The organism is Amycolatopsis balhimycina FH 1894, from assembly GCF_000384295.1.
Lineage (GTDB): Bacteria > Actinomycetota > Actinomycetes > Mycobacteriales > Pseudonocardiaceae > Amycolatopsis > Amycolatopsis balhimycina.
The window spans coordinates 2,523,923-2,548,343 of the sequence record NZ_KB913037.1 but is presented as its reverse complement, the minus strand read 5'-3'; the positions used below and the strand labels follow the sequence as shown (position 1 = coordinate 2,548,343).

12 protein-coding genes are annotated in these 24,421 nt (G+C 67.0%); 3 read left to right on the top strand and 9 right to left on the bottom strand.

Annotated features, from left to right (window positions below; all coding sequences use genetic code 11):
• Window positions 1-51: 51 nt before the first annotated feature.
• From A3CE_RS0110660 to A3CE_RS50795, 6 genes are all read right to left on the bottom strand, one after another.
• The gene (locus tag A3CE_RS0110660; RefSeq protein ID WP_084641483.1) at window positions 52-6,414 is read right to left on the bottom strand and encodes a HEAT repeat domain-containing protein; all 6,363 of its coding nucleotides are present in this window, start codon (window positions 6,412-6,414) and stop codon (window positions 52-54) included.
• Between the two features lie 424 nt (window positions 6,415-6,838).
• The gene (locus tag A3CE_RS50800; protein WP_020640069.1) at window positions 6,839-7,342 is read right to left on the bottom strand and encodes an SLATT domain-containing protein; all 504 of its coding nucleotides are present in this window, start codon (window positions 7,340-7,342) and stop codon (window positions 6,839-6,841) included.
• Between the two features lie 44 nt (window positions 7,343-7,386).
• The gene (locus A3CE_RS55020; protein WP_084641481.1) at window positions 7,387-7,755 is read right to left on the bottom strand and encodes a DUF4231 domain-containing protein; all 369 of its coding nucleotides are present in this window, start codon (window positions 7,753-7,755) and stop codon (window positions 7,387-7,389) included.
• A complete protein-coding gene (locus A3CE_RS0110650; protein ID WP_211231843.1) occupies window positions 7,734-9,371 on the bottom strand; it encodes an IS1182 family transposase in 1,638 nt (545 codons plus the stop codon). Before A3CE_RS0110650 ends, A3CE_RS55020 begins: the two co-directional genes overlap by 22 nt.
• Before the next feature lie 57 nt (window positions 9,372-9,428).
• Window positions 9,429-9,620 (bottom strand): hypothetical protein, encoded by a 192-nt coding sequence (locus A3CE_RS59830; protein WP_169523977.1) that lies wholly within the window; start codon window positions 9,618-9,620, stop codon window positions 9,429-9,431.
• Window positions 9,621-9,718: 98 nt separating this feature from the next.
• A complete protein-coding gene (locus A3CE_RS50795; RefSeq protein WP_020640067.1) occupies window positions 9,719-10,420 on the bottom strand; it encodes a hypothetical protein in 702 nt (233 codons plus the stop codon).
• Window positions 10,421-10,512: 92 nt separating this feature from the next.
• On the opposite strand from A3CE_RS50795, the gene A3CE_RS0110640 reads away from it, so the two are divergent.
• On the top strand, window positions 10,513-13,311 hold the full coding sequence (locus A3CE_RS0110640) for a TIR domain-containing protein (protein ID WP_020640066.1): 2,799 nt from the start codon (window positions 10,513-10,515) through the stop codon (window positions 13,309-13,311).
• A gap of 271 nt (window positions 13,312-13,582) precedes the next feature.
• On the opposite strand, the gene A3CE_RS0110635 is transcribed toward A3CE_RS0110640, so the two are convergent.
• Both A3CE_RS0110635 and A3CE_RS55015 read right to left on the bottom strand, forming a co-directional pair.
• Complete coding sequence (locus tag A3CE_RS0110635) at window positions 13,583-15,205, bottom strand: IS1634 family transposase (protein ID WP_125592585.1); 1,623 nt, start codon at window positions 15,203-15,205, stop codon at window positions 13,583-13,585.
• A gap of 330 nt (window positions 15,206-15,535) precedes the next feature.
• A complete protein-coding gene (locus A3CE_RS55015) occupies window positions 15,536-17,011 on the bottom strand; it encodes a recombinase family protein (RefSeq protein WP_157376778.1) in 1,476 nt (491 codons plus the stop codon).
• A 628-nt stretch (window positions 17,012-17,639) separates the two neighbouring features.
• Between A3CE_RS55015 and A3CE_RS0110620 the strand changes: the two genes are divergently transcribed.
• Entirely contained in the window at window positions 17,640-18,344 is a 705-nt protein-coding gene (locus tag A3CE_RS0110620) for a toll/interleukin-1 receptor domain-containing protein (RefSeq protein ID WP_063714202.1), read from the top strand.
• 407 nt (window positions 18,345-18,751) lie between these two features.
• On the opposite strand, the gene A3CE_RS0110615 is transcribed toward A3CE_RS0110620, so the two are convergent.
• The gene (locus tag A3CE_RS0110615; protein WP_020640061.1) at window positions 18,752-22,378 is read right to left on the bottom strand and encodes a YobI family P-loop NTPase; all 3,627 of its coding nucleotides are present in this window, start codon (window positions 22,376-22,378) and stop codon (window positions 18,752-18,754) included.
• 354 nt (window positions 22,379-22,732) lie between these two features.
• Here A3CE_RS0110615 and A3CE_RS0110610 point away from each other — a divergent pair, with 354 nt between their 5' ends.
• Window positions 22,733-23,695 (top strand): hypothetical protein, encoded by a 963-nt coding sequence (locus tag A3CE_RS0110610; RefSeq protein ID WP_020640060.1) that lies wholly within the window; start codon window positions 22,733-22,735, stop codon window positions 23,693-23,695.
• Window positions 23,696-24,421: the final 726 nt, after the last annotated feature.

Below are 24,421 nucleotides of genomic sequence, written 5' to 3'. Positions count from 1 at the left end.
CGAACACGGACGCGTGCTCACCCTCAACGCCGCTGCATTACCCCAACGTCCTCACCCTGAGTGCCGCCCAACACACGACGCGGCTTCAGCGGTCACCCGGACCAAGCGCTCAAGCCACTCCCGGGCGGTCGGACCCACGCATGACGCTGTTCGCGTCGCCTCCGCCAGCGCCGATGGCTGAAGCAAGCCGGTAGTGGCGCGGATCGCCGCGACGTCGAACAACCAGTGGTAGACCCCGTCGTCGGCCTCGGTGCAGAGTGCTTCGAGGAGCTCGGCCGAGAAAGCGGGGGACTGGTCGGTGATGCTGCGGAAGCAGCACATGACATAGCGAAGGTAGGGGTCCGGGTCGGTGATGGCGGCGGCCGTCCAGGCTGGGTCGTCCAGTCGGGCGAGTCCTTCGAGTGCGAGCCTTCGGACGGCGGGGCACTCGTCGTGCACGGCCGAGAGAAGCAGGGATCTCGTTTTCGGGACTGTGCCCGCTCGGGTGAGGGCCGTGGTCAGCGCCGCCACCCGGACGATGTGCGGTTTCGGTGACTGTTCGCCGAGAACGTCGGCCACCTCCTCGTCTTCGCCCCACCATGACGCCAAGATCACCAAGTCGGCGGCGCCTCGTGCGGCGAGGAGGTTCGCGCGATCGGGGATCCCGGTGGTTCCGGCGTTGCTCAGGCGTTCGTAGGCCATGTAGTGCAGCCATTCGAATGACGAACAGACTGCCCAGCCGAGAGCGTCACGCGTGTGAGCGCCCAGGGGCCAGCCGCTGACCAGCGATTGAACAGCTCGGTTGTGAACGATGATGTCGTCGTCCTGGGCCGCCTCGAGCAGAGCTTCCAGCGTCTCCGGGGTCCGCCACAGGGCGAGCATTTCGACGGCGTTCTGCCGATCCGAACAGAGCGGACGCCGTGCTGCCGCACAGAGCATCCGAACGGTGTCGGGCGAGCCCGGGTGCATTCGTGCCAGTTGGTCCACCCCCGCTTCGCGCACGTGCGGGTTGGCGTCGTCCAACGCCTTCGTTAACGCTGCTCCGGTCGCCGGCCAGTTCGGCCACCGTCGCGCCAGCACTTCCAGTGCCTCCCGCCGGCTCCACCAATCAGCCGACCTGGCCAGCTCTAGAACGACGTGCTGGGATCTCGGGGCGTCAGGGATTCGCAAGTCGGCATTTTTGAGCTGTTCGAGTGCGGAAAAACGGCGGGTGTCGACCGGTGTCCGGGTCGAAGCGAGTTCGGGACGCAGCCGCTCGAGTGTGCGGCGGGCGAAGTCCAGTATGGGCGGCGTAGCGTCGGTTGCGGCTTCTTCCAGGGCATCCGTCGTCACAGGGTGCCGGGGCTGACAGATCGTCAGTACTTCCAACGCTGCTCGCTGAACGGTCGCAGCGTAGTCGTGTGCGGCTGAGGCCAAGCAGCGAAGAGTCGTCGGTTCGTTGAGCCAGCACGAGGCGACGAGCCGGATGGCGGCGGACCGCACGGACCAGATGGGATCGCCGAGTGCCCGGACGGCGATGTCGAGGGTGGACGTAGTGATCGGCTCGGTTTCGAGGAGCAGGTTCAGCGCTGCCTCGCGGACGACGTAGTGGACATCGGTCAGGGCACGCTGGATCGTCTCGCGCGATTCGGGCGAGTCGGGCCAGCGGGAGGCGTGGACTTCGAGGTTGATCATGCGCGATCGGAAGTTCGGGTTTGTCCCGGCGTTTCGGAGGATCGCCTTCACCTGGTGGTCGTCCAGGCCGGTGATCAGCGCGAACCGGACCGCGGACCGGACGACTTCATAGTTGTCGCGGATTGCGATGCGGAACAGGTCCTGGACGTCGTCGGTGACCGACGGCAGACGTGCGAGGCGTTCCGCAGCCAGATGCCGCGGAACGACGTCGAGATGGCGTATCGCCGCGGCTTGGCACGTCCTGTCGAAGGCTTCGCTGTTCACCGCGCCGCGTTGGAGCTCCCACGCCGCCACGGCCACTTCCGCATCGGCGTCACAGCGGGCGATCTCTATCAGCTCCCGGACCCGGCTGTCGTGCGGTCGCCTGGTTACGAGGTAGCGCAGGATTTGGATACGGAGGGCCGGTTCCGGATCGCGAGCGCTGTCCGCCAACGCGACGAAGGCGGGCTCGTCACCGGGGTAGGTCCCCTGCAGCGCGGCGGCGGCCGACTTGCGGACGTTCTGATTTGCGTGGTGCCGCGCCGCGCACAGCCCAGCAAAGGTTTCCGGATCGTCGCACCACCGGACGCACACGGTGTCCACCGCGAGCCTCCGGACGCTCGAGTCGGCGTCGGTCATGGCCGCGGTAACGGCACGGCGGGTGGTCGTCTCGCCGGGCTCGTTGACGATCAACGACTCCAGCGCGAGCCGCCGGATGTCGGCCGATGGATCGGTGAGCCCGCGGTCTCGTGCGTTCCTGGCCTCGTCGCGGTCCGGCCAGGCTGCCAGTAGGACCGCTAGGCCGTGTGAGCGGATCTCCGCATCTTCGTCGCGTGAGAATCCGGTGACCAGCTCGAGGGCGTCGGGGAAGGCCTCGCGCCGGGCGCCCACGGTTTCGGCGGCGGCGAACCGGACGTCCGGATCGGAATCCGCGGCCGCGGTGCGGACCGCGGCGATGGCGCCTTCGTCCAACCCGGCCCGCACCGTGGCGTGCAGGGCAGCCCGGCGAGCAGGCGAGCTTTCGACGGCTCCGGCGGCCCAGGCGGTGAGCCCGTCTGCACCTGCGGTCACGGAAGAGGCCAGAGAACCCGCCCATCGCCGCAGCCGGGTGTGAGGGTCGGTGATGGCACTGTCGATGACGGCGGTGAGTTGTTCCACGTCGGGGGCGAAACTCGCCAGTATGGTCGTTGCCGCGTAGCGCACCGCATTCACCTGGTCGCGGCGGCCTCGGTGGAGAGCTTGCGCTGTCTCGGGGTCCTCCGGCCGGCGCGCGGCCAGCGACTCCAGGGCTGTTCTGCGCAACGACCAGGAGGGGCTGCGCACAACCCGGTGCAGGACCCGCACCGTTTCCGTCTGGTCGCCCCAGAACCGTGCCGCGACTTCGACCGCCTGCTGACGGACGTCCTCGGCAGCGTCCTCGCACAGGCGCCGGACGGCCGGCCGGAAGCCGGACAGCTCCGGTGTCACTCCCGAAAGACTTTGCAGCGCGGCCAACCGGACGTCCGGGGCCGGGTCGGCGATTCCGCGGTCCAGGGCAGGCCCGCGGTACTCGGCGGAGTTGGCGACGAGATCCTCGAGCGCGGCGCGCCGGGCATCGGCGACCGGATCGCCGGCGACGAGCGATTCCAGGATGGCGACGTACTCCGCCGCATGCCTGATCGGATCGGTCCACGCCGTCAAAGCGGCGACGCGGACGTCGCCGTCGTGATCTTTTTCGGCATGCTTCAACGCCTCGACGACCGCCGGCTCGTCGCGCCACCGGTGCGCCAACACCCGCACCGCGGCGAGCCGCACCGTCGGGTCGCCGTCAAGGATCGCCCCGCAGGCGGTCGCGAAGGACTCGGGAGCTTCCGGCCAGCGACCGGCGAGCAGTTCGACCGCGGTCTGCCGGACGTCCTCGTCGCTGTCCCGCGTCGCGGCGAGCACCCGATCGAACACCGTACGATCCGTGGCGAAGCGGGCAACCACCAGGCGCAGCGCGGACCGCCGCACCTGCCACGCCGGGTCGGAGCAGGCGCGGAGCAGGAGCATCATCGTGTCCGCCGGGCCCGTGGAGCCGGACGCCAGCGCAGTCGCGGCAGCACTGCGCACCGTCTGGGCGGCGTCGCCCTGCAGGGCCGTGACCACCGCGGACCAGGCACCCGCCACCTTGCTCGCGTGTTGGGCCAGCGCCTCGACCGCGCGGCTGCGCACCTGCGGGTCGGGGTCCTTCGTCGCGTGGTGCATCAGGTCGTGTACGCGCTGGTCGTCCGGCCAGTTGGTGACCAGAATGTCGAGGCTGGTGCGGCGGACGAACGGTTCCTCGTCGGATAGGCCCTCCACCATGAGCGCCAGAGTCGCCGGGTCGTCTTTCCGGGACTGGGCGATGCCCAGGAGTGCGGCCTCCCGCTGTTGCGGGATGCCGCTTCGAGCGGTCTCGCGCAGCAGTTCGTGCACTTGATCGTCGGCCGGGAACAGCGCGGCCAGGAACCGCGCGCCGAGCTTCGTGGCCGGGGAATTGGTGGCGTACCGGCCGCGCCGGACGAACCAGTCGCGGAACGCGGCGTTCCCGGGCCAGCCGGAGACGGAACTCAGCGCGGGGAGGACGGTCTTTTCGAGGTGCGCCTCACGGTTGTCGTCTCCGAACGACCGGGTGGGTGACTCGAGCAGTTCGATGATCGCGCTCAGGGTGTCTTCGGCCGCGCTGCTCGCGGCGTTGACGTTGCGAATTTCGGCGATGCACTGCGCGGCCAGCGCCACCGTGGCGAGCGGCCGCCGGTCCAGTGCCGAGGAGCGATGGGTGCCGGTGCTGGTGAGCAGGCGGCCGACGAGCCGGGTCGCCACCGTCGGGTCGACCATCCCGACGATCAGCCGGAGCACTTCGGCCCACGCCGGGTCTTCGCTGCGGGGCAGGATGACCTGCTCGATCAGATCGTCCTCGGTCAGGGTGCGGGCTTTTTCGAACCGGTTGACGACGTCGCCCGCGCTGAAGAACTCCAGCAGGGCGCGGTGAACGAAACCGTAGACCCGTGAACCGTACCGGGCGAAGATGAAGTTGCGTTCCCGCAGCTGCTTCACCATTGCCGTGCTGATCGCGGCGGCCTTCGCCGGCTCGTAGCGGAAGCGGTCGATCAGGTAGGTCTGGATGTCCTCGAGCAGGTCGGCCTCCAGCAGGCTGTTGCCGGCGAAGCCGTGGCTTCCCTCCTGCATCCGGATGGCGAGCTTGCGCAGCAATTCCTTCTTGTCGTCCTCGCGGATGACGTCCGCGTCGATGTTCTCGTCGACCAGGTGCTTGTTGACGTCCCAGTGCTGCACGAGCACCCCGGCCGCGTGGTCGTAGACCTTCCAGCGCTCGCGGGGCAGCTCCTGGTGCTTGCCGATGATCGCGAGGATGGTCAGCAGGAGGGGGTTGCCTGCCAGCTCCCGGATGGGCGAGGAATCGTTGATCGCCCGGGTGAGCCGGTCCCGGCGCAGCTCGCTCGCGGCCGGCCGGTCGTGCAGGGCCAGTTCGTACCAGCTGCGCAGGAACGCGTCGATCTTGCCGGTGTCGAGGTCCTGCACGGTGTACTGCACGAACCCGGCGCCGCGGAAGACCCGCGGGCGGTAGCCGACGACCCGGGACGTGACGACCACCCGGGTGAGCGGGAACTGGGCCGCGAATCCGGCGATGCGCCGGGACACCGTCTCGCGCAACCGCGGTTCGAAGATCTCGTCCAAGCCGTCGAAGACGACCAGCGCCCGCCCGTCGTCGCGGAGGTAGGTCTCGGCCGTCGCCTGGTCGATCCCCAGCCCGTCGGTGCGCTTGCGGTAGCCGAGGTAGCTTCCGAAAGTCTCATAGTCGTCGCATTTCAGCGCGTAGTCGCGCAGCTCGATCAGGATCGGCCGCCACCCTTCGAGCACGGCGAGCGCCGGTCCGGTGCGCTGTTCGGCCAGTGCCAGCGCCAGGTAGCGGGCCAGCGTCGACTTGCCCGCGCCCGGGTCGCCGAGCAGCACGCAGGTCCGTGCCAGCGGCGAGGTGAGCCCATCGAAGGCGCTCCGTGCAGGCCGGCGCCGGTACGAATCGCGGGCCTGTTCCACGAGGTGGCGGTCCAGCCCCCGGGGCAGCTCGGAGCTGGCCGGGTCCGCGGCCTCGGCGAGCTTGCGCGCCAGTTCCTTCGGCAGCTCGGTGTCCGGCATGTCTTCCCGGACGTCCGGTTCGACGAAGACGTCCCTGAGCGCGATCTGCAGGTGCTCGTCGCGGTCGGGCGGGGTGAGCGCTTCGAGATCGAGACGGCGGTACTCCTGAACCAGGCGCGTGCAGTACGCCTCCCATGCGGCGTCCACTCCCACCGTGATTCCGTGCTGCTCCTGCAGTTGCCGGCCCACCGCCTCGGCGACCTTGGCCCGCAGGTCGTCCGCGGAGGTGAAGGGGTCGCACAGGTGCGCGTCGAGGACGTGGTCGCGAAAGGCATCGATCCGGTCGGAGTCCTTGTCCATGGCCGAGCGCGGCCAAGGCGCGTCGACTTCCAGCACGAACATCAGCCGCGGCACGCCGGCGTCACCCGCAGCGCGGTATTCGAGCTCGGTGATTGAAGCGTTCTGGCCGGCCGGCACGAACCCGTAACGCCAGGCCAGTACCCCGACGTAGACGTCGGCCGAACAGACGTCATCGAGGCACCGGTCCAGTGGCCGCTCTTCGCCCGCGGTATAGGTCTCCATGGCGATGTCGTCCAAGCCCATCCGCTGCAGGGCAAGCCGGATCGCGTGGCGGCAGTCCTTGAGGTCCTGGTAGGTCGAAGACACGTAGACTCGCGCAGCACTCATGCGGGCTCGGCGCAACCGTGCGGTGGTTTTCTCATCGCTCCTTCAAGGCGCCGGGTGACGCGGGTGCGAGGGTCCGGGCGCTTGTCGTAGTCGGTCGCCGGCACGGGTGTGTTACAGCACCCCATAAAGGTAACCGGTCCGCTTGGGCGTAACCAAGCGGCGGAGCACGCCGATAAAGCCCGGTAAGCCCGTCGGCGGACGGAAATGGGGACCATAACGATCTTCCGGTCCTGAGCAGCCGAGACGGGGACTCGTCCGCCGGCTCGCGGGTGACCTCGACCGTGCGTCGATCGGCGTGTGGATGGACGAGCGGCAGCTGCACGTCGACGAACAGCTGACCTCGTTCGGTGAAGCCAAAGCCGGTCTTCGTGCTTGCCGCCCACCCGGGCGTGGTCGGGCCATGAGTACACTCCGCATGCCAGGATTAGTTCGCGATCGTGGTGCGGGACGCTCGCCAGGCCAGGTGCTCCCGGCCGATGGTTTCCTCGGCTTCGGCCACCGCCGATGCCCATGTTCCCTCCTCCGTCGCGAGGGTGATCCGGCCTTCGATGATCGCGAGCTCGTTCGTGGCGTAAGCGTACGATTGCGCCAGTTGCTCGTACCTTTTCAACGCCAGCCAGGCGACGCCGGCGCCCGCCACCGCCGCGACTATTCCGGCGATATCGAGGTCGACGGCCCCGGTGGCGCGGAGGAGGGCGCCAGCGACACCGACTGCTTCCGTGAGAACGAGCATAGCCCGCCAGCGCGAGGCCGCTTTCCGGTTCCGGTTCGATTTCCCGGCGTACCAGGCGGCCTGATCGGTGATCCGATCACGGAGGTACACCTTGCGGCGGTCCTGCAACTCCGCTTCGCGCAAGGTTGTCAGCGACGGGTCGAGTGCGGCGCCGACACGCGCTGTCAACACTGTCGGCGGCGCGCTTTTCAGCACCTCGGCGAGCTGGGTGATGAAGGCCTGCTCGGCCTCCTTTGTTGTCAGGGTTCGCGGAAACGGGTGTGTGCCCCCATGGCGAACCGCCAGGCCAGCGTCTTGGTTGCTTCGGCGAGAACCCGGCCGTCGTACCAGGCGCGCTCGGGCTTCTCTCGCACGAGCCAAGCTTCCAAGACGATCGCCCCCACCAGAGCCAGAGCGGTTGCGAAGCCGGCTAGGTGGCTGGTGTCGAACGGGCCTTGACGTGCGTGAGCTGGGCTGTGGGCGTCGAATAGGGCGCTGCGGTTGCCTGCTCTGATCGAGGCGGATCGGCAGGTCAGGGCGCCGTCGTGGCTGGGTGTGGGCTCGGTAACGGCCGTTGCGGGCCATGATGGCCCGCCCCACGCCCGGATCAGGCGGTGGCCACTACCCATTTCCCTGCCGTGTGGGTGATTCCGTGCGTGGCGAGCCGCGCGAGGTTGACCGCGGCGGCCAGCAAGGAGAAGTCGGCGGCGACTTTCACGCGTCCTCGGACACGAGCACGGCGTCCGCCGTGACGGCGGCGCATCAGGTGACCGATCTTGCGTTCCACTTTCGGGCGGGTGGCCCGGTAGTCGGCCTTCCAGCCGGGGTCGTGTTGGCGTTCGCGGGCGGCGACCAGGGTCCTCTCGTGGGGGCCGATGGTGATCCTGCGGCCGTCTTTGGCCGTGGTGCACTGCGCGGCCAACGGGCAGGTGGCGCACAGAGCGCCGAACAGGGCCTGCCCGGTGTGACGCTCGCCGGTCCGGGCGCGGATGGGCACGGTGTTGCCGGCGGGGCAGGTCACGGTCTGACCTTCGAGGTCGATATCGAAGCGATCCTTGGGAAAGTGACCTTTCACCGCCGCGGGCGGCTGCACCTTAAGTCCATTGTGGATACCGGCGTTGTCCAGCCGCTCCAGCAGTTCCCCGGCTCCGTAGGCCGCGTCGCCGTAGGCCGCCGCCTGTTCTGCGGGCTCGACAGGCACTTCGGCTTCGGCTTCGGCTTCGGCTTCGGCTTCGGCTTCGGCTTCGGCTTCGGCTTCGGAGGGCAGGATGTCGGTCAGCAGATCCTCGGCGACCTCGGCGTCACCGCTGTTGCCGGGCGTGACCTCGGTGGCGGTGATGACCTCGGTGTCCGGATCGATCGCGATATGCCCCTTGTAGCCATCGAAACCGCGGGCGTTGGTCTTGTGGCCGTGACGAGCCTGGGGATCCACCGTCGAGATGACCCGATCCGCGGCGACCCGCCGGGCGATCCGAAACACCCCGTCGTCGTCGGTCAGATCCTGGCCCAGCACCGTGGCCACCAGACACGCGGCCTGGTCCACACCCCGCTCGAGTTCGCAGCCCGCCAGCAGCGCCAGCATCGCGAACCCGTCCCGCGCCCGGGAATCGACCAACGCCTCCCGGGCCTCCCGGTCGTCCCAGTCGATGTGCGGCTTCGCGGTGCCGGCGTAGTCATCCCCACTCCTGATCGCGCCGCGCAGCACGGCGGCCAGATCGGCGCCGGCTGCCGCGAGCAGCCCCCGGATCGCCGAGCGGATCAGGGTGATGGTGTCCATCGTGGCGACCGCGTCGTAGATCGGGGTCGAGTCCAGCACCCGCCGCCGCCCGACCAGACCCGCCTGACGGGCGACATCGAGCACGACCTGGAAGATCCGGTCCGGCCGCGGCGAGCGGGCCAGCCGGGCGCGCATGTCGACCAACACCGTGTGCACGAACCCCGGATAGTCGAAATCCAGCCCGCCGGCGGCGTACTTCCACCGCGCGTCGAACGCGAACCGGTCGACCGCTTCCCGGTCCGAGAGGCCCTCGACGCGTTGCAGGACCATCACCACCGCCACGATCATCGGCGGCACCGACCGACGCCCGATGTCGGTGAACAGGTCCGCGAACATCTCGTCCGGGAACAGCGCGAAGCACTCCCGGTGCAGGATCCCGTAGATCGAATCCGCGGCGACCCGGTCCGCGCAGTAGTCCACGGTCGAGCGCAACAGGTCGGTCTGACGGGGTGTGCGTCCCAAAGCCACGACGGTCATCCTGCCGGGCTGATCACCTGCTCAAGGCGACCGACACGCACTGATCCTTCACGACCTAAAACACCAGCCACCTAGATCGGTGCCGTTCCGGGTCTTGACCGTCAGAGCGCCGGCGACCGCGGCCGCGACCAGGAAGAGCAGCCGTGCCGCGGAAGTGCGCAGAAATCGTCGTTGCATGCTCATGGAGAGATCATTAGTGCTGTGGAACAACGCGGGAAGGGCTGTTTCCGGAAACCCCATCTAAGATCCTCTCGCGCCCGGGCCGTCGCACCCGCACAGGGATTACAGTCGTTTCGCACACGGTTTCGTTACAGGAAACCGGCCGTCTTCGTACTGGGTCAGGCTCCGGTACGGCCAGCGGTGCGCAGCAGCGCGGACAGGCGTTCTCGGGCAGAGGCGTGGTCCCTCGCGTCGACGACGTACGTGATCGGCGACTCGGCGATCACGCGTGCGCGGGCGTCTGGCGAGTTCACGGTGATGAGGTCGGCGGTGCGGCCTGTGCCTGCCACGACCAGTACCGGAATACTCCGGGCCAGACTGTGTTCGACGTCGATGACAGTCACGTCGCCGCCGTTGAGGACGAGCGTCAGAGCCGCGGCCCGACCGGCGATGGCGGAGGCAACAGCGAACAACCACGGTGACTCGTCGCCCCAGACGCGTCCCGGAACGGTGAGGAAATGGGTGTGGTTCGGCTCGAGCGGTGCGGCGGTGCCCGCAATCGCCGAAGGGGCGACTTTCCCTTCCGGAGCGACGCCGAGCAGCGGAAATCCGGCGCTTGCGGCCCTGCGTGTCGTGCCCATAGCCCGCATGACGCCAGCGTCCGTGCCGCCGTAGACGACGACCGCTCCCAGTCGTTCCAACAGCGGAACCACGACTTGGGCCAGCAAGTCCGTGACAACGGGCATGATGTCCTCGGTCAGCCCGGCAGCGCCGCCGACCAGTGACAACACCGGGACATTCGGCGTCAGCCCGAGCCGGGCGATCACCTTGGGCAGTTCCGCCATGTCTTTCACGGAGGCTCTGTTGTCCGGCCCGGTCATCGTCGGACTGTACCGCACTTCGTTCGGCGGTAACGACTTCTCAGAGCCGAGCGACTGTCTTGCCATCGACGTGCAGCGAGGCTGGAGAACGGATGCAGGTAGCCAAACAGTCGGGTTTCGATGCGTTCATGTCCTACAGCCATGAACGCGATGGCGAGTTGGCCCCTTTCCTGCAGAAAGAGGTTGAACGGTTCGCCACGCCGTGGTATCGGCCGCGGTCGTCCCGGATATTCCGCGACAATGCCAACCTCACGGCTAACAACGCTCTCTGGAAATCGATCGAAGAGGCACTCCGGACATCGCGATGGTTCGTCTACTTGGCCTCGCCCGAAGCAGCGGCGTCTCGATGGGTGGACGAAGAGGTGGCGTGGTGGCTCGCGAACCGGTCACCCGAACGGCTCATCATCGCGCTGACCAGCGGCGAGTTGAGCTGGACCGGTTCAGGTGACGGCAGCGGAGTGCTACCGCCGGCACTTCTCGCTGCGAGCCTGCCCGAGCCCAGATGGGTTGACGCGCGCTCCCTCGTGGGTGTCGACACCCTGGACCGGCGTGACCCGGAAGCCACCGGGGTGATCGCGGACATCGCGGCAGCGGTGCGAGGTGCGTCCAAGGACGAGCTCATCGGAGCACACCTGCGCTACCACCGTCGGGCCATGCGTCTGCTGGCGGGTGGGGTTGTCGGTCTCGCGCTCCTGCTTGTGGTCGCACTCGTCGCCGGTGTTGTCGCCGTTCAGCAGCGGAACAATGCGCAGGAGCAAACCAGGATCGCAACGGCACGTGAGTTGGCCGCACTGGCTGTGGCGAACATCGAGAGCCGGCTGGACTTCGCTCAGCTCATCGCCGTTCAGGCATTCCGCCAGGATCCCAATCCGCAGACTCGTTCCGCCTTGTTGCGAACGGTAAGCGCAAGTCCGCACCTGGTCCGGTTCCAGTCGACCGACGCCAGGATCACGGCCGTCGCGGGTTCCGCGGACGGCCGTTTTGCCGTCGCCGGAACCGCCGACGGCCGGCTGCTCCGATGGCAGGCGGGCGGAGGCGAGCTGCTCTCGACGAAAATTTCCGAACAGCGAGTGGCTCAAGTCGCGATCGACGCGACCGGTCACCGCGTCGCGGCCCTCGACGGCCGGCAGGTGGTCATCTGGACTCCCGAAACGGGAGACGCTGTTCGCAGCGTCTCGGTGGAGACCTCGTCCGAGTTGATCGCGTCGAGCGGCGAACAGTCCCGCGTGCTCGCGATTTCGCCGAGCGGGCGGACCATCGCCGCTGTGGCGACGTCTCCCCCCGCCGAGACTAGCCTGGTGGTCATCGACGGTGAGAAGGGTTCCGAGGTGCGCAGATCACCAGGAGATGCGGGTTACGGCGGGATCGGCCTGCCGGATGACGAGAACGTGATCGTCGACAGCGGAACCGGAATGTGGACCCGTGTGTCGCTCCGCACGAGCGAACGGGAACAAGGGGGCGAGCAAACCACTCCAGGTGACCTCTACTACTGCTGCGGGTTCTCCGCGGATGCCCGCTACTTCGTCTGGGCCAAGTACGGCGCGGTGAGTGCCGAACCTATGGCCAACGCGCCGCGACCCCTTGGCGCGACGACAACACCGCCCCTTTCGGTCCCCCTTCAGCAACCCAACCGATTCGCCGCCAGTTCGGACGGGAAGCGGGTGGCCGTGGCCGGTGGTGGGGCCCTCTACTACGGCGACGTGCAAGGCACCACCATGGAGCAACTTCCTGGCACGGGGTTCGTCGAATCCATGAGTTTCCTCGGCGGCAGCCGGTGGCTCGTTTCCGCATCTGGCAGCACACTCGCTCTGTGGGACCTGGACCGCTCTTCAGCCCTCTTGGAAGGCGACGCGATCGACGCACCGGATTCGCCGAACGCCGGGGCACCGCCCAGGCTGGCGATATCGCCGGACGGCAAACGGCTCGTGGCGACCGGTGTTCAGGGGGATCCGTTCATCCACCAGGAACTGACGGACGGAAAGGTGACCTCCGTGCCACAACCGGTAGGTGACGCCTTCCCTCTCTGGAGCGCGGACAGCAGCCGTCTCTACCTCCTTGGTGACGACGGTGCTGGTCACGGTGCTGCCGTCTGGGCCGACGGCGCGATCGACCGGCGCTGGGATGGACTCACGACACGACCGGGTCCGAATTCCGGTCAAGTGGTTGCCGCACGGCTCACTCCAGACGGCAGAAATGCGGTGGTCGTCGACGAGTATGGAGACGTCCAAGTGCGCGACACGTCATCGGGTCGACTGGTGAACTCGTGGCCCGGCGAGCCGGAAGAGCTGGCCCCCGCGTGGTCCGCGCGGCAGAACGTCGCGGCGATCAGCGAAGACGCCACGACCGTGGCTGTGGTGCTACCTGAAGGGGCAGTGCGGATGACCGACGTCGCCACAGGGAAGAAGAACAATCTCCCGATTACCGGCGGCGTCGCGACCTTATTCTCGGGAAACCGTCTTTTCGTGAGCCGGTCTGACAACAGCGTCGAGATCTGGGACGGGAAAGGACATACCCGATCGGGTTCGCTGCCGGGCGGGGCCGGCTACGCGAGAGCGATGACGGTGGTCCCCAACCTGAACGTCCTCGCTAGGCTGACCGAGCAGGGCAGCGTCGAGCTAGTGAACCTGGACGACCACCAGGTACTAGTGTCGCTTCCCGTCTCGACACCGGTGCACAGCGGCGAGCCCCCTTGGGAGGCGACGACATTGACCGCGAGCAAGGACGGCTTGATCGTCGTGGCGACCGGTGCTGGCGCGATCAGTAGGTGGCGGCTCACACCTGATCGGTGGATCGAGACAGCGTGCCGGACGGCAGCCCGCGAGCTGACAGCCGCCGAGTGGGCAGCGGAAACCGGCGTTGACCCACCGGCAGACCTGCGCTGCCGGACCTGAGTCGCCTCGGCAGCCGCACAGGGTCCGCGACCGGCCGGTGATCGAACACGTCATCCGGGAACAGCCGTTCGCCGATGTTTCGTACGCCATGATCCGGTACGCCGACGCACCCGGCGCGGAAAGACCAGAGCGTCCGTGACTGTCGCTCTCCACCTCGGCACACGGTTGCCGCCTTACCGCGCAACTATCTCGTCACCCGCCGGCTAGCCGGGCGTTCCGCACATAAGGGTTGATCAGCATTCGGGTGATCACGGAGTTTGGCTTTATTTGATCATCGTGGTCGGGTGGGGTCAACGTCGAGCAGTTCCAGCAGCTGTTCCAGTAGCGGAGGTGGGTGGGGGATGCCGGCTGGCTGGTCTGGGGTGGCGGGGATCATGCGGAGCCGGGCGAGTGCTTCGAAGATCAGCCGGCCGGTGGGTTTGGCGGGCCTGCCGACATACAACCCGTCCAGGGTGACCGCTGGTGCGATCGCCTGCCGTACTTGCCGTTCGATCAGGCAGAAGATCAGTAGTGCCAGGCAGATCACGGTGACCAGGGCGGTGATGCGCCGGTTGTTCTTCAGGAACATCGGTGCGACCGCCAGGGGGCCTTTGACGGTGCTGTAGCGGCGTTCCACGACTTCCTGGCCCTTGTAGCGGATCAGGACCTCGCTTGCGTCGGCTGTTGCGGGGCCGAGGTTGGTGAGCAGGGCGTACCAGCCGTCGGTGGCTGCCTCGGTATCCAGCGCGGCTTGGTCGAAGGACCACGCGAGGGTGGGTTTGCCGGTGTCGGGATCGGTGCCGGCCTGGGTCTGCAGGTAGGCGCTGACCCGGCGGGCGGAGCGGATCGCGGTGATCCGCGCGGTCACCGCTTTCTCGTCGGGATAGTGCCGTGAGCCCAGCCCTCGGGTCAGCCGGTCGAGGTCACCCGTGGCCCGGTCGAGTTTCTTGACCCTCGCCGTGGCCGCCGCAGTGGCTCGCGCGGTGGAGTGCACGAATACCCGGCGTAGCGTGTGTACCGGGTCTTTCTTCCGTTTCCCGGTCAGAGCCATGGTGTCTTCGATGACTCGCCAGGTGCCGCGTTCGGCGGCCGGTTTGGCGGTGTCTCGTTCGGCGGTGTAGTCGACCACGGTTGCCGAGTTGAGGTCGAGGGCGCCCAGCACGTCGGCGGGTACGTAGTTTTTGGAGGCGGGGGCGATGAACTCGGCACCGGAGGCGATCATGGCCGAGACGTTGGTGTAGGACACCAGCTTGGAGTCCCCGATCAACAGGAAATCCCGTGGTGCAGACATTTTCCTCAGCGCGGTCATCGCCCCGACCACCTGGGTCACCTCCCCGGCTCCGCCGTCATAGGCGCGGTGAAACACCGGGATGCCACCATCGCCGGTGACCGCGAGCCCGGCTTGGATCTGTTTCAGGTCGACCCGCCGGTCCTTGGGGTGCCCGAATTTTGGTGCGGGGTAGTCGTCTTCGGTCTGCTCGTAGGCCCCGTACAACGACACCGACGTCATGTCCCAGTGAAGGCGGGACACGTCGATCCCGAACGTCGAGATCGCTTGTGCGCCCACGGATCCGATGATGTGGTCCAGCTGGGGTGCGATCGCGTCCAGTGCCCGCCCGATCCGATCGTCGTTCAGGAGGTCGGGGTCGACACCGAACACGTCGGCGACTGCCCATTCTCGTGCCCAGTCACTCACCCGCACCAGGGGTGCTGGCGAGGTCAGCCGGTTCGCGATCAGTGTTTCGATGACCTGCCCGTGGGTGAGATCCGCGAGCTCACGGATCGGGGCGGCCCGGTCGATGATCCCGGCCAGGTCCAGACGGCGGCAGTAGTCGGCCACCACCGGCAACGCACCCAAAGTCTTTTCCACACTTGCCGCGACATACCGGGCCTGCCGCCGCTTACGCTGATCCACAACGCGACACTCTGACAGACCCGCAGGTCAGACACGCCACCGACACACCTGATGCGTTCACTCCAACTCATGTGCGGAAGACGGGGCTAGCGCTCGGGGCTGGTGTGACATGAGCGGCGGAATCTCATGCATGCACCGAGTGCGGATGCTGGAGTCCGGATCGCGATCGACAGGTCCGTGAACGGAAGTGCAGGCACGGTGACTCTGAGCTACAGTTGATGCATGTTCTCCCCAAACACGGGAGATATCCCACGTATGGGGGTTCAAGTCTCGGACACAGTATTGCCCCACGGATCGCGAACGCGATCTTGAAGCTGCGGCGATCGTAGCCTAGCTCGAATCAATCTTCTCCAGTCGCCATCCGGCGCCGTCGTAGACGATGGACTGTCCCGAGCCTCGTAGCGCTGTCGCGACGCGGCTGCTTCGTGTCCGAACTGACTCCAGCGTGGCGTGGCCGTCACCGTCTTGAACGCCGAGCCGGACGTGGATCTCGTCCACGAGGTGATCTTCGCGAATGTAGAGCGTCTTCGGCCGCGGTTGGCCCGCGCGTTGGCTGCTGGTGTGGCCATGGCGGCAGCGGTACGTCGGTCGCCCGTGGTTCCAGTGCGAGTCCAGTCGCCGGTTGCAAACGCCGCAGTGGATGAGCCCGGCGAGGGTGAATCGGCGCGTCTGGCCGTCATCGGCGGGGCGCGCTGCCCGGACTTGCTGCGCGGCGACGAAGTCCTGCTCCGGGATCAGCGCCGGATGGGCAGCCTTCGCCGACAGCGCGGGCGTTGAGGCGGGGCCGTCGGTGCCGGTAGCCCGGCGGTTCCAGGTCTGGCGACCGGTGTAGCGCGGATTCGCCAGGATGACGGCGACGGTGCGTAGGGTCCAGGCACTGCGGGTTCGATGCCGGTTGCGGTCTGGATCGGCGCTGGACGGACAGGGGATACCGCGTTCGTTGAGGTGCCGGGCGATGCTGGCGACGCTGTGCCCGGCGAGACGCTGGCGGAACATCCAGGCGACGTGGGGTGCGGTTCGTGGGTCGGGGGCGAGGCGCTGGAGGCGTCGGCCCCAGCGGGCGTCGGCGGGGTTGGGGTGGGGGCCAGCATCGACGAGCTGGTAGCCGTAGGGTGGTCGGCCACCGAGGTAGCGGCCTTGCTGGGTGACCTGGTTATGCATCGCCGCCAGCACCCGGTGGCGGGCGCGTAGCACTTCGCGCTGCGACTGGGTCGCGAGAAGCGACAACAGCGCCCGGTGATCGCGGTTGGCGAGGTCGACTGGACCTCCTGTCTCGGGCAGCCACAGCTGGATGCCGTGCCGCGTGCACCAGGCGTAGAGGGTCGCGAACTGGGTGCCGGTGAAGGCACGTTCGTACTCCCCGACCACGATCGCATCGATCACGGATTCTGGGCTCGAGGCCGCAGTCATGAGCTGGGCGGCCTGAGGGCGTTGTCGCCAGGGGATGCGGCGTGAGGCGCCGGCGTCGAAGTAGGTGGCGACGACTTGGCCGTGGCCCGCGACCAACTCGTCGGCCATGTCGCGTTGCCAGCCCTGTGATGAGACGCGGTCTTGATGGCGGGTGGTCGAGGTGCGGCCGTAGAAGGCGAACCGCAAGTCACTGCCATGGTCGGGGCGGGTAGAGGTGGTGGTTGCCGGCTTCTTGCCGTTCATCCACTGTGCCAGCAGGTCGGCCGTGCCAGCAGGTGGTGCGACCTGAGGCGAGGGCGGGTGCGGTGGGATCACGCTGGACGGATGTCGCGGCCGTTGGGTCATGACGGCGGGTGCCGAGCGGTTCATCCGATCAGCGCAGTCGCGATGCGTCATTGAGGACTGTATAACGCCCTATGCGGCGACGATCTCCAGTAGCCCCGCTGTCTGTTGGGCCGCATGGCGCTCGACTGGCGAAACGTTATCGATTTCCTTCGAGGGGGTTGTAAAAGCGGATGGCCTGCTCCTTCCGATGTCGAGCACGGAACCGCCCTGGCCACGTGGGCGGTGATCGGCATGGGGCCTTCGCCGGCTCGATGTTCCCGATCGTGTGACATGACTGTTCCCAGATCTCTCGCGTGGGAGGGCGAGGCGAAGCAGCGTCCGACGGCGTCATAGCGCGGAATTGATCATATTCGAGTCTAGTCGTGATTGCCCCAACGCCGAATCTGAGCCTCGGAGCGATGTGAGTGGGCGTCAGCGCGACCCACTGACCAGGCCAGGGGCTGCACCCGGTGGGAATCGAACTTGCGGCACCCGCTTTTGTGGATCATGTCTTTCGTCGACCATCGAGCATGATCGACATGGGCCATGACCAGCTGATTCAGTGCGAGCGGCGATGGCTGGTGCGCGGTCATCGGTGATTGTCTCGACCATTTGGCGTCGAATTTGATCACGGAAAATGTCAGGCGGCAAGGCTGCGCAGTGATGTAGGTATGTCGAAGGGCGCCTCTACTATGGACGTATGGCCCAATGCACAGCACCGTCCCGAGGTCACCGCACTGCGAGCGGGGCCGCGAACTGCCCAGCGTGCAGCAGTCGGGGAAGGTCGCCCTACCGCTCGTCCTACTCCTACTCGTCGCCCCGGCCGTCCTACGGCGGTGGCGGCGGGTCGAGCTACGGCAGCTCGTCGGGCGGTAGCGGAGGCTCCCGTCGGACCAGGACCGGCAGGTCGGTGTCGTACACGCCGACGGAGTGGCGCACCGTCGAGCCTTTCACCGAGAAGGCCAGCGAGCAGGCTCAGGCGCACCCGGAACGCCGCGACCTCTTCTTGTGCCACGCTTGGCCAGACCGAGAAGGCAGCGCGAAGGAGCTGAACGCCCACCTGAAGTCGAACGGTGCGTCGGTGTGGTTCAGCGAGGAGGACCTGCCCCTCGGCTCGCTCATGATCCGCGAGATCGACAAGGGACTACGGAACTCCCGCGTTGGCATCGTGCTGGTCACGCCCGCGCTTCTCAAAAGCATCAACGACGAGGGCGTAGCGGAGAAGGAACTCGCCGTGCTGCTGTCCACCCGGCGCGTCATTCCCGTCTTACACGGGGTGGGCTTCAACGACCTCAACGACGTCAGCCCGATGTTGGCCTCGCACGCTGGGCTGAGCACAGCGGAGTCGTCGCTCGACCTTGTCGCAGCCAAAGTCGCTGCCGCTGCCGCCGCGCTCGCGGACTGAGGCCAGTCGACCCTCCGCGAGCAGGCGAGCCAGTTGCTGCGATAAGCGCTGATCCTCGCCGACCTGCAGACGGTGGATCGAGGACGTGCTGGCTGGCGCGCCTGTTATCCGCACATGAGGCCCGACCGACGGGTCGATCTCGGCGCGTCCTGCTGGGCGCGAACGGGAAGGTCGGCCGGGCGAGCGTCATGAAACTGCTTGCCGCCGACTGTCCGGCTCTCGGTGAGCATCCGAGCGGGCCGGTCGAGCTCGAACTGGCCGAATTTCTCCGCCGATCTGACACTGCGTGGCCTGGAGGCCCGGCTGTCGGGGCCGGGAGGTGGTGAGGTCGAAGAGGGAGCGCTGTGACACTCGCGTGCTCAACTGCCCAGTGACACCGTGAACACGTCTCTCATCCGCGGCTTTTTTTAGTCGACGATCACTCTGGCCCGCTTCAGCCGCGCGAGGATCTTCTCGAACGCCTTCCGGTGCTCGGCCTCGAAAGGCACGTCGAACTTCCCTCCGCTTCTGGCCCTCAGCTTGTCGTAGGGCGCGCCTAGCGTGTTCAGTGACGAGACGATTTCGTCGGGCGACAGCGTGCCGACGCTCAACAACTGCATCGTCAGGTTGGCGTCCCGGGTCGCTGCCGCGACCCGGGACGTCTCGATCGGCGGGAGGCCGCGTCCTTGTTCGATGACGTACCGGGCAGCGGCGTCGAACGTCGTGGCGTCACCGTCGCTGGCGTACTCCCGGAGATTGCTGATGATCTTGTCCCGGATCTGCTCGGGCAGGTGCCGCGCTCCGAGGACGGTTCCGGTGAAGCCGTCGATCAGGTCAGGAGTCATGAAGTCGACGAAGCCCTTCGACTGCGGGATCGCACGATCAAACGCGCTCCAGCCGCAGCCACGGAAGTGCCAGAATGTCTCGAGGGAATCCGCCACCAAGCCGTGCTTGAGCAGGAGGGCCAAGAGGTCGCCGGCCTCGGGAGTCAGCTCCGCCACGGGCAGCGGGAGGTCGACGGGGAGACCGCGCACCAGCGAGACCCTCCGCCGCGCGTCGGGGATCACGGCAGCGGCGTTGAGCACCACAATGGCGACACGCGTGCCGGCGTCGACGTCGGCGTGCGGGGCGTCGATGCTCCCCGCCTCGACGATCAAGTCCGCCAGCGATTGGTCGAAGGAACCGACACTGTCGAGGTAAGCCAGGACGTTCCCGGCGGTTGCCCGGAACAAGTGGTGTTCGGCGAGGATGGGCCACCACACGACTGGCGCCGAATCCAGCTGTGCCACTCGGCAGCTGGGTGCGGCCTTCGCGATGAGTTCACGGGCGTGGGTCTCGGCCCAGCTTTCGGCGATCTTCGTGAGGGTTTCGACCAAGGTTGTCTCGGAGACGACCGTGTGGGGAGTGCGGTCTGCGTCGTTCGCCGCCGCGGCCAGGTACTCAGCCGGGGAGCTCAGGCAGAACTCGTGGACGTCGGCGTTCTGTCGCACACGGTCGAGGCTGATGTCGCCCGCGCCGTTGAGTGCCTTCCGCAGGTTGTCCGCGGTCAGCCGATACAGGTGTTCTTCGACCAGGCAACCCCGGATGACCGCATCCATCCCGCCGAGGTCGGGGATGATGACTCCGATGTGCTTCAGCAGCCCGACGATCTTGCTCGCACTCTTGACCGGCATACGGGACGTGAAGACCGGCATTGTGCTGTAGTGCTCGACGATGAAGTCCCTGAGTTCGGGGCCGAGCCGGTAGTTTCCGGGCTCGGTGGCTGCCTGCAGCGCAGCGCCGACGAGCTCCGGCGTGACGTCGCTCGGGATGTCCGCGGCCTGTGTCAGGTAGGTGAAGACGTCTCGCCAAGGTCGCGCCGTCAACCACATCACGAATTTCACCCGCCATGTGCCCGAGTTGAAGTAGGCGCTGACGAACTTCCGGGCGTCGTCGCCGAAGTCGGCCACGATCGTGCCGACGATCCGCTTCGCCCGCGCATCGTCTCGCTCGAGGAGGTAGTCCAGCACGGCCGGGTGGTAGGCGCTGATCGTGTCGGGGAAGTAGGTCGGGGCTTCGTCGAGGAGGTTGGCGATGGCGGCCGGCCCGCTGAATGGGTGGTCGATGTCCATCGAGTTGGTTTGTACGGTCTGCACGATGAAGTTGGCGACATCGACGCCAGTGAAGTCGCCGTAGAACTGCGCCGCGTAGAGTGCGAAGTTCCGGTCCAGGTAGCCTTGCTTGACGAGCTGGACGGCCAGCTCAGATCGCAGCTTCCGCTCGATGAAATCACCGAACGCTTCCTCGTGGGCCGCGGGCGTCATGAACCGGGTCCGGCCGGCCAGATCCTTGAAGTCTGCCCCGCGCAGGAACGCGATGTCCGATTCGATCTTGGCGATCTCCTCTTGTTGCCGCTTTCGGTCGAACTCCGCCCATCGGTCGGCGTCGGCTGCTTCGGGGAACAGCGCATCGATGTGGGCACGTGTCAGCCGCCAGGGCAGGCCGGTCTGAACGTTCTTCGGATCGTTCGAGGCTGCCAATGCCAGTTGGTCCGACTCGCTTACGGCGGCCCAGAACTCCGACTTCCGGGTCTCCTCCTCGGAATTCCACCGAGCACCTGCGTTGAACAAGACATGCCGGTATCCACTGTGTCCCGAAGTGTCCTTGAACAGCTGCGCGGCGGCGACGAGGCGGTCGCCCAGCTTCCTCGCCAACGCCTGCCTGGTGTCGAATCGCCGGACCCCGTCGACGATCTCGCGCCGTCGCCGCTCGCAGTCTTCGATGGCCGCACGGACCAGCTCGCGGCGCTGGCTTTGCAAGGCATCCAGGTCGCTTCGGCGGCCGGCGATGTCCTCGAAGTCCTTGAGGTGGAAGTTCTTGTACACCACTAGTGCGAACAAGGCGCTCGGTCGTAGCCCGGGAGCCGTCTTCCCGTTCAGCAGCAGCCGTTCGGCGAACACGGCGAACTCGTTGCAGATGTTCTTCAGCAGCCGCATGTCGGTGGCGTACTGAGCGACGAGCGTGACGAGCTCGCGGTCGATTCCCGTGAACCCGCCGTCAGCGATCAGGCGGGCGAGGAGCTCACGGGCGTTGTGGTGGGAGATGAACGGGACGACCGGGATGACGACGTCGAAGAACTTGGTGCGGTTGGCGCGAACGGTCTCGTCCGCGGTGGCGTCTTCCGGCGGCCCCCCTGCCTCGCTACCCAGCCGCTCAAACAAGCTATCTTTCACGGCGTAGACGAACCGGAGCGGTTTCTTCTTGACGCGCTTCGGCGTCTGGTTGAGAAGGGTGTTCAGCTCTCGGACTGCTTCGAAGATGTGCGGGTCGTCGAAACGGTCGAGGTCCTCGAAGATGACCACCTCGGTCTTCCGCTGGTCGAAGAAGTAGACGATCTCTTCGAGGTACTCGTCGAAATAGGTCGACGAGTCCTTTGTGAGCTTCACCGAGGCACCGGCGGCGGAGACGTCGGAGATAAGGAAGCGTCCGTAGATGACCAGTCTCAGGGTGGTGAGCACCACGATGATGAGCACCGCGAAACCGGCCCAGGCCAGCGCGCGGACCGCTCCCGAATTGCCCGGCCCGGTCCAGATGACGTCCGGCAGCCAGCCGAGCGATGCCAGGATCGCACCGGCGACCGCCACCGCCGCGGCTGTTTCCACCGCTGCGCGCGTCCGGGACAGGGCGACGATGCGGTTGAACCGCGAGAAGCGGGACTGCCGCGGCACAGCCTGGTAGAGCAGTTGCTTGACCAGCTCCTTCTGGATGCGGTTGGTGATGTCCTTGCTCTTGTCGTCGATGTTGGGTCCGAGTGTGGAGATCGCGATGCGCATCGTGGTCTTCTTGTTCAGCGCCGCGAACCGGTCGAGCACGCTCGACTTGCCGGTGCCGTACCGGCCGGCGAGCGCGATGTTAAAGTTCTTCGGCTCCGCCACCGCCTCCTGCAGGTGCCGCAAGTAGGTCCCGTGCTGGTCGGTCACGTACTCGGAGGACAACGACAGCAGTTTGAAAGGTGCGGGGGCGGGCTCGGTCCGCGCGCCTTCGAGCGACGGCTGGTCGACGTCGGTGTTGGTCATCCACGTTCCTCGGTTGTTCGGCTGTGCTGTTCCGCGCTCTACGAGTGTGCGGGATCTCGGGTTCGTGAGACAGGTCGACACGCCTGGAGGCGCCGATCACGATCCAGGCCGTCAGGATCGGCATCCTGGCCGCGTCTCCGGCAACGCCGCCCTTCTGTGGAACCGTGATCTTCGGAAGCTTGCGATTCCCGCGGTTAGGCCGGTGGCTTCCTGGTGTGAGCAGGAGTTGTCACCGAAAGGCAGGGCTACTGTATCGACGTCTGCGAGTGCCTGCGAGCAACCGGCGCGACAAGTTGCTCTCACCGCGAGCGTGGCTCGCTTGTCGTTGGAGATCGGGACGGGCATCATCGATCGGTGGAGTGGACCGACGACCTGACTGTGCGCGTTGCCCGTGGAACGTCAACGGGCGGCCTTGTCTCGTATCTGCGAGCGGCGCCCGCGGAGGGGGCGTCCCGTCGCGATGTCCTTGCCGTCTTGACCGAACGGTTCGCGCTGCCGTTCGACGATGCGCGGCTCGCCATGGACCGCTTCGCGGGCGGAGTCGTTCGTGCTGCGTCCGGCAACCCCGCCAACGAGCCGGACCCCGTTAAGGACCCGCTGGCCTGGATGTCCTACCGCCTCGAGCTCGGCCTGCCCATCGACGACGATGCGGCTGGGCCATCCTTGGAAGAGCAGGCGGCCGCGGAGGTGCTCCTGGGGCGTGCGCGCCGTGGCGAGTCCACGCATGGTACGGAGGACGTCGCCGTGGCGCTCGAGGTCGCACGCTTGGCGGTCGCGTCGCAGGAGTCGGGTCGCACACGCTTCCATCTCCTCCTTGAAGCGGCGACATCTTTATCGGTCGCAGCCGAAGCGTGCATCGCCCGGTTAGGGCCGCGGCCCTGTGCCCCGGAGGGTTCCCAGGAATGGGTCGACGGTGTCGCACTCGCCGCGGCCGCCCGTCAGGTCACCGCGAAGTTCGCTGCCCAGCCCGACCCGCAGCTCGAAGAGAACGGCCTCGGACTGGTGGGACGCATCGTCACCCGGCTGCTGGGCCAATGTCACGCCTTCGTCGGGCGAGCGATGATCGAGTCGGCCCGCTGCATCCAGCGCAACGGCGATCCCGACCGAGCCGCCACTCACGTCGAGGCGGTACTGGCCGACTTCCAGGTCCTGCTCGATGAGTTCGAGGTCGACGCTCCCTTCGACGAGCACGTCATCGCCCTCGAGTACCTGGTGGCCGCCGTCGAGCTCATCATCGAGGTGAGAGGCGGTTCCCCCGAACTCGAGGCCTTTCGCGACCAGACCAAGCTCGTGCTTGGCCGCTCATCGACGGACTAAGTCAGACAAGAGGTGGGTTGCGGGCAGCCAAGGACGGCCCTCGGTGAACATGACCAGGACCTCGAAGAAGTGCGTCACCAACGTCATGGCCACATACAGCTAGCCAGGTAGAAGCGCATCTCAATGACGAATTGGCGATTAACGGCGCGGTGGGAGACGCTCTCGGACACGACGACTGCGGTCAGGCAGAACGGCCGAGCTGCTGTCCGGCGCGCGTTCAATCCGTCACTCGAGCCGTCGACTTCAGTTGCCGGTATGAGCCTGAGGCCCACGTGCGTGGGCGTCCACTTGTCTGTTAGCGGCTCTATCCCCGGGATACAGACGTAGTCACTCTGAGCCGTGGCGGGTGCACTACGTATGCAGGGGTGGTGAACTGGGAGTCGGTGAACGCGCGTTCGTACTCGCCGACCTCGATTGCATCGATTGTGACCGACCTCGGCGCCTACGTCACGAGCACGTCGCCCGCATCGCCCTCCGGCCTGGCCGCCCGGCAGGCGATTCGGTGAACTGTCCGTCCGACCACGGCCGCTGGCTCCCAGCAGCATCGTCCGCCCCTGGGCGTTCCACCTCCAGCGGGGAGGGCTCGTAACCGCGTGGTCTGCGACAGCAGCAGCGCCGCAAGCCCTGAGAACGTGGTCGGATGGAGTACTCGCTGCGCGGTGTGCAGGGGGAGTGCAGTACCGCGGACGCCGGCGGAGGACAGTTCCAGGCGTGCGTCAGTCAGGT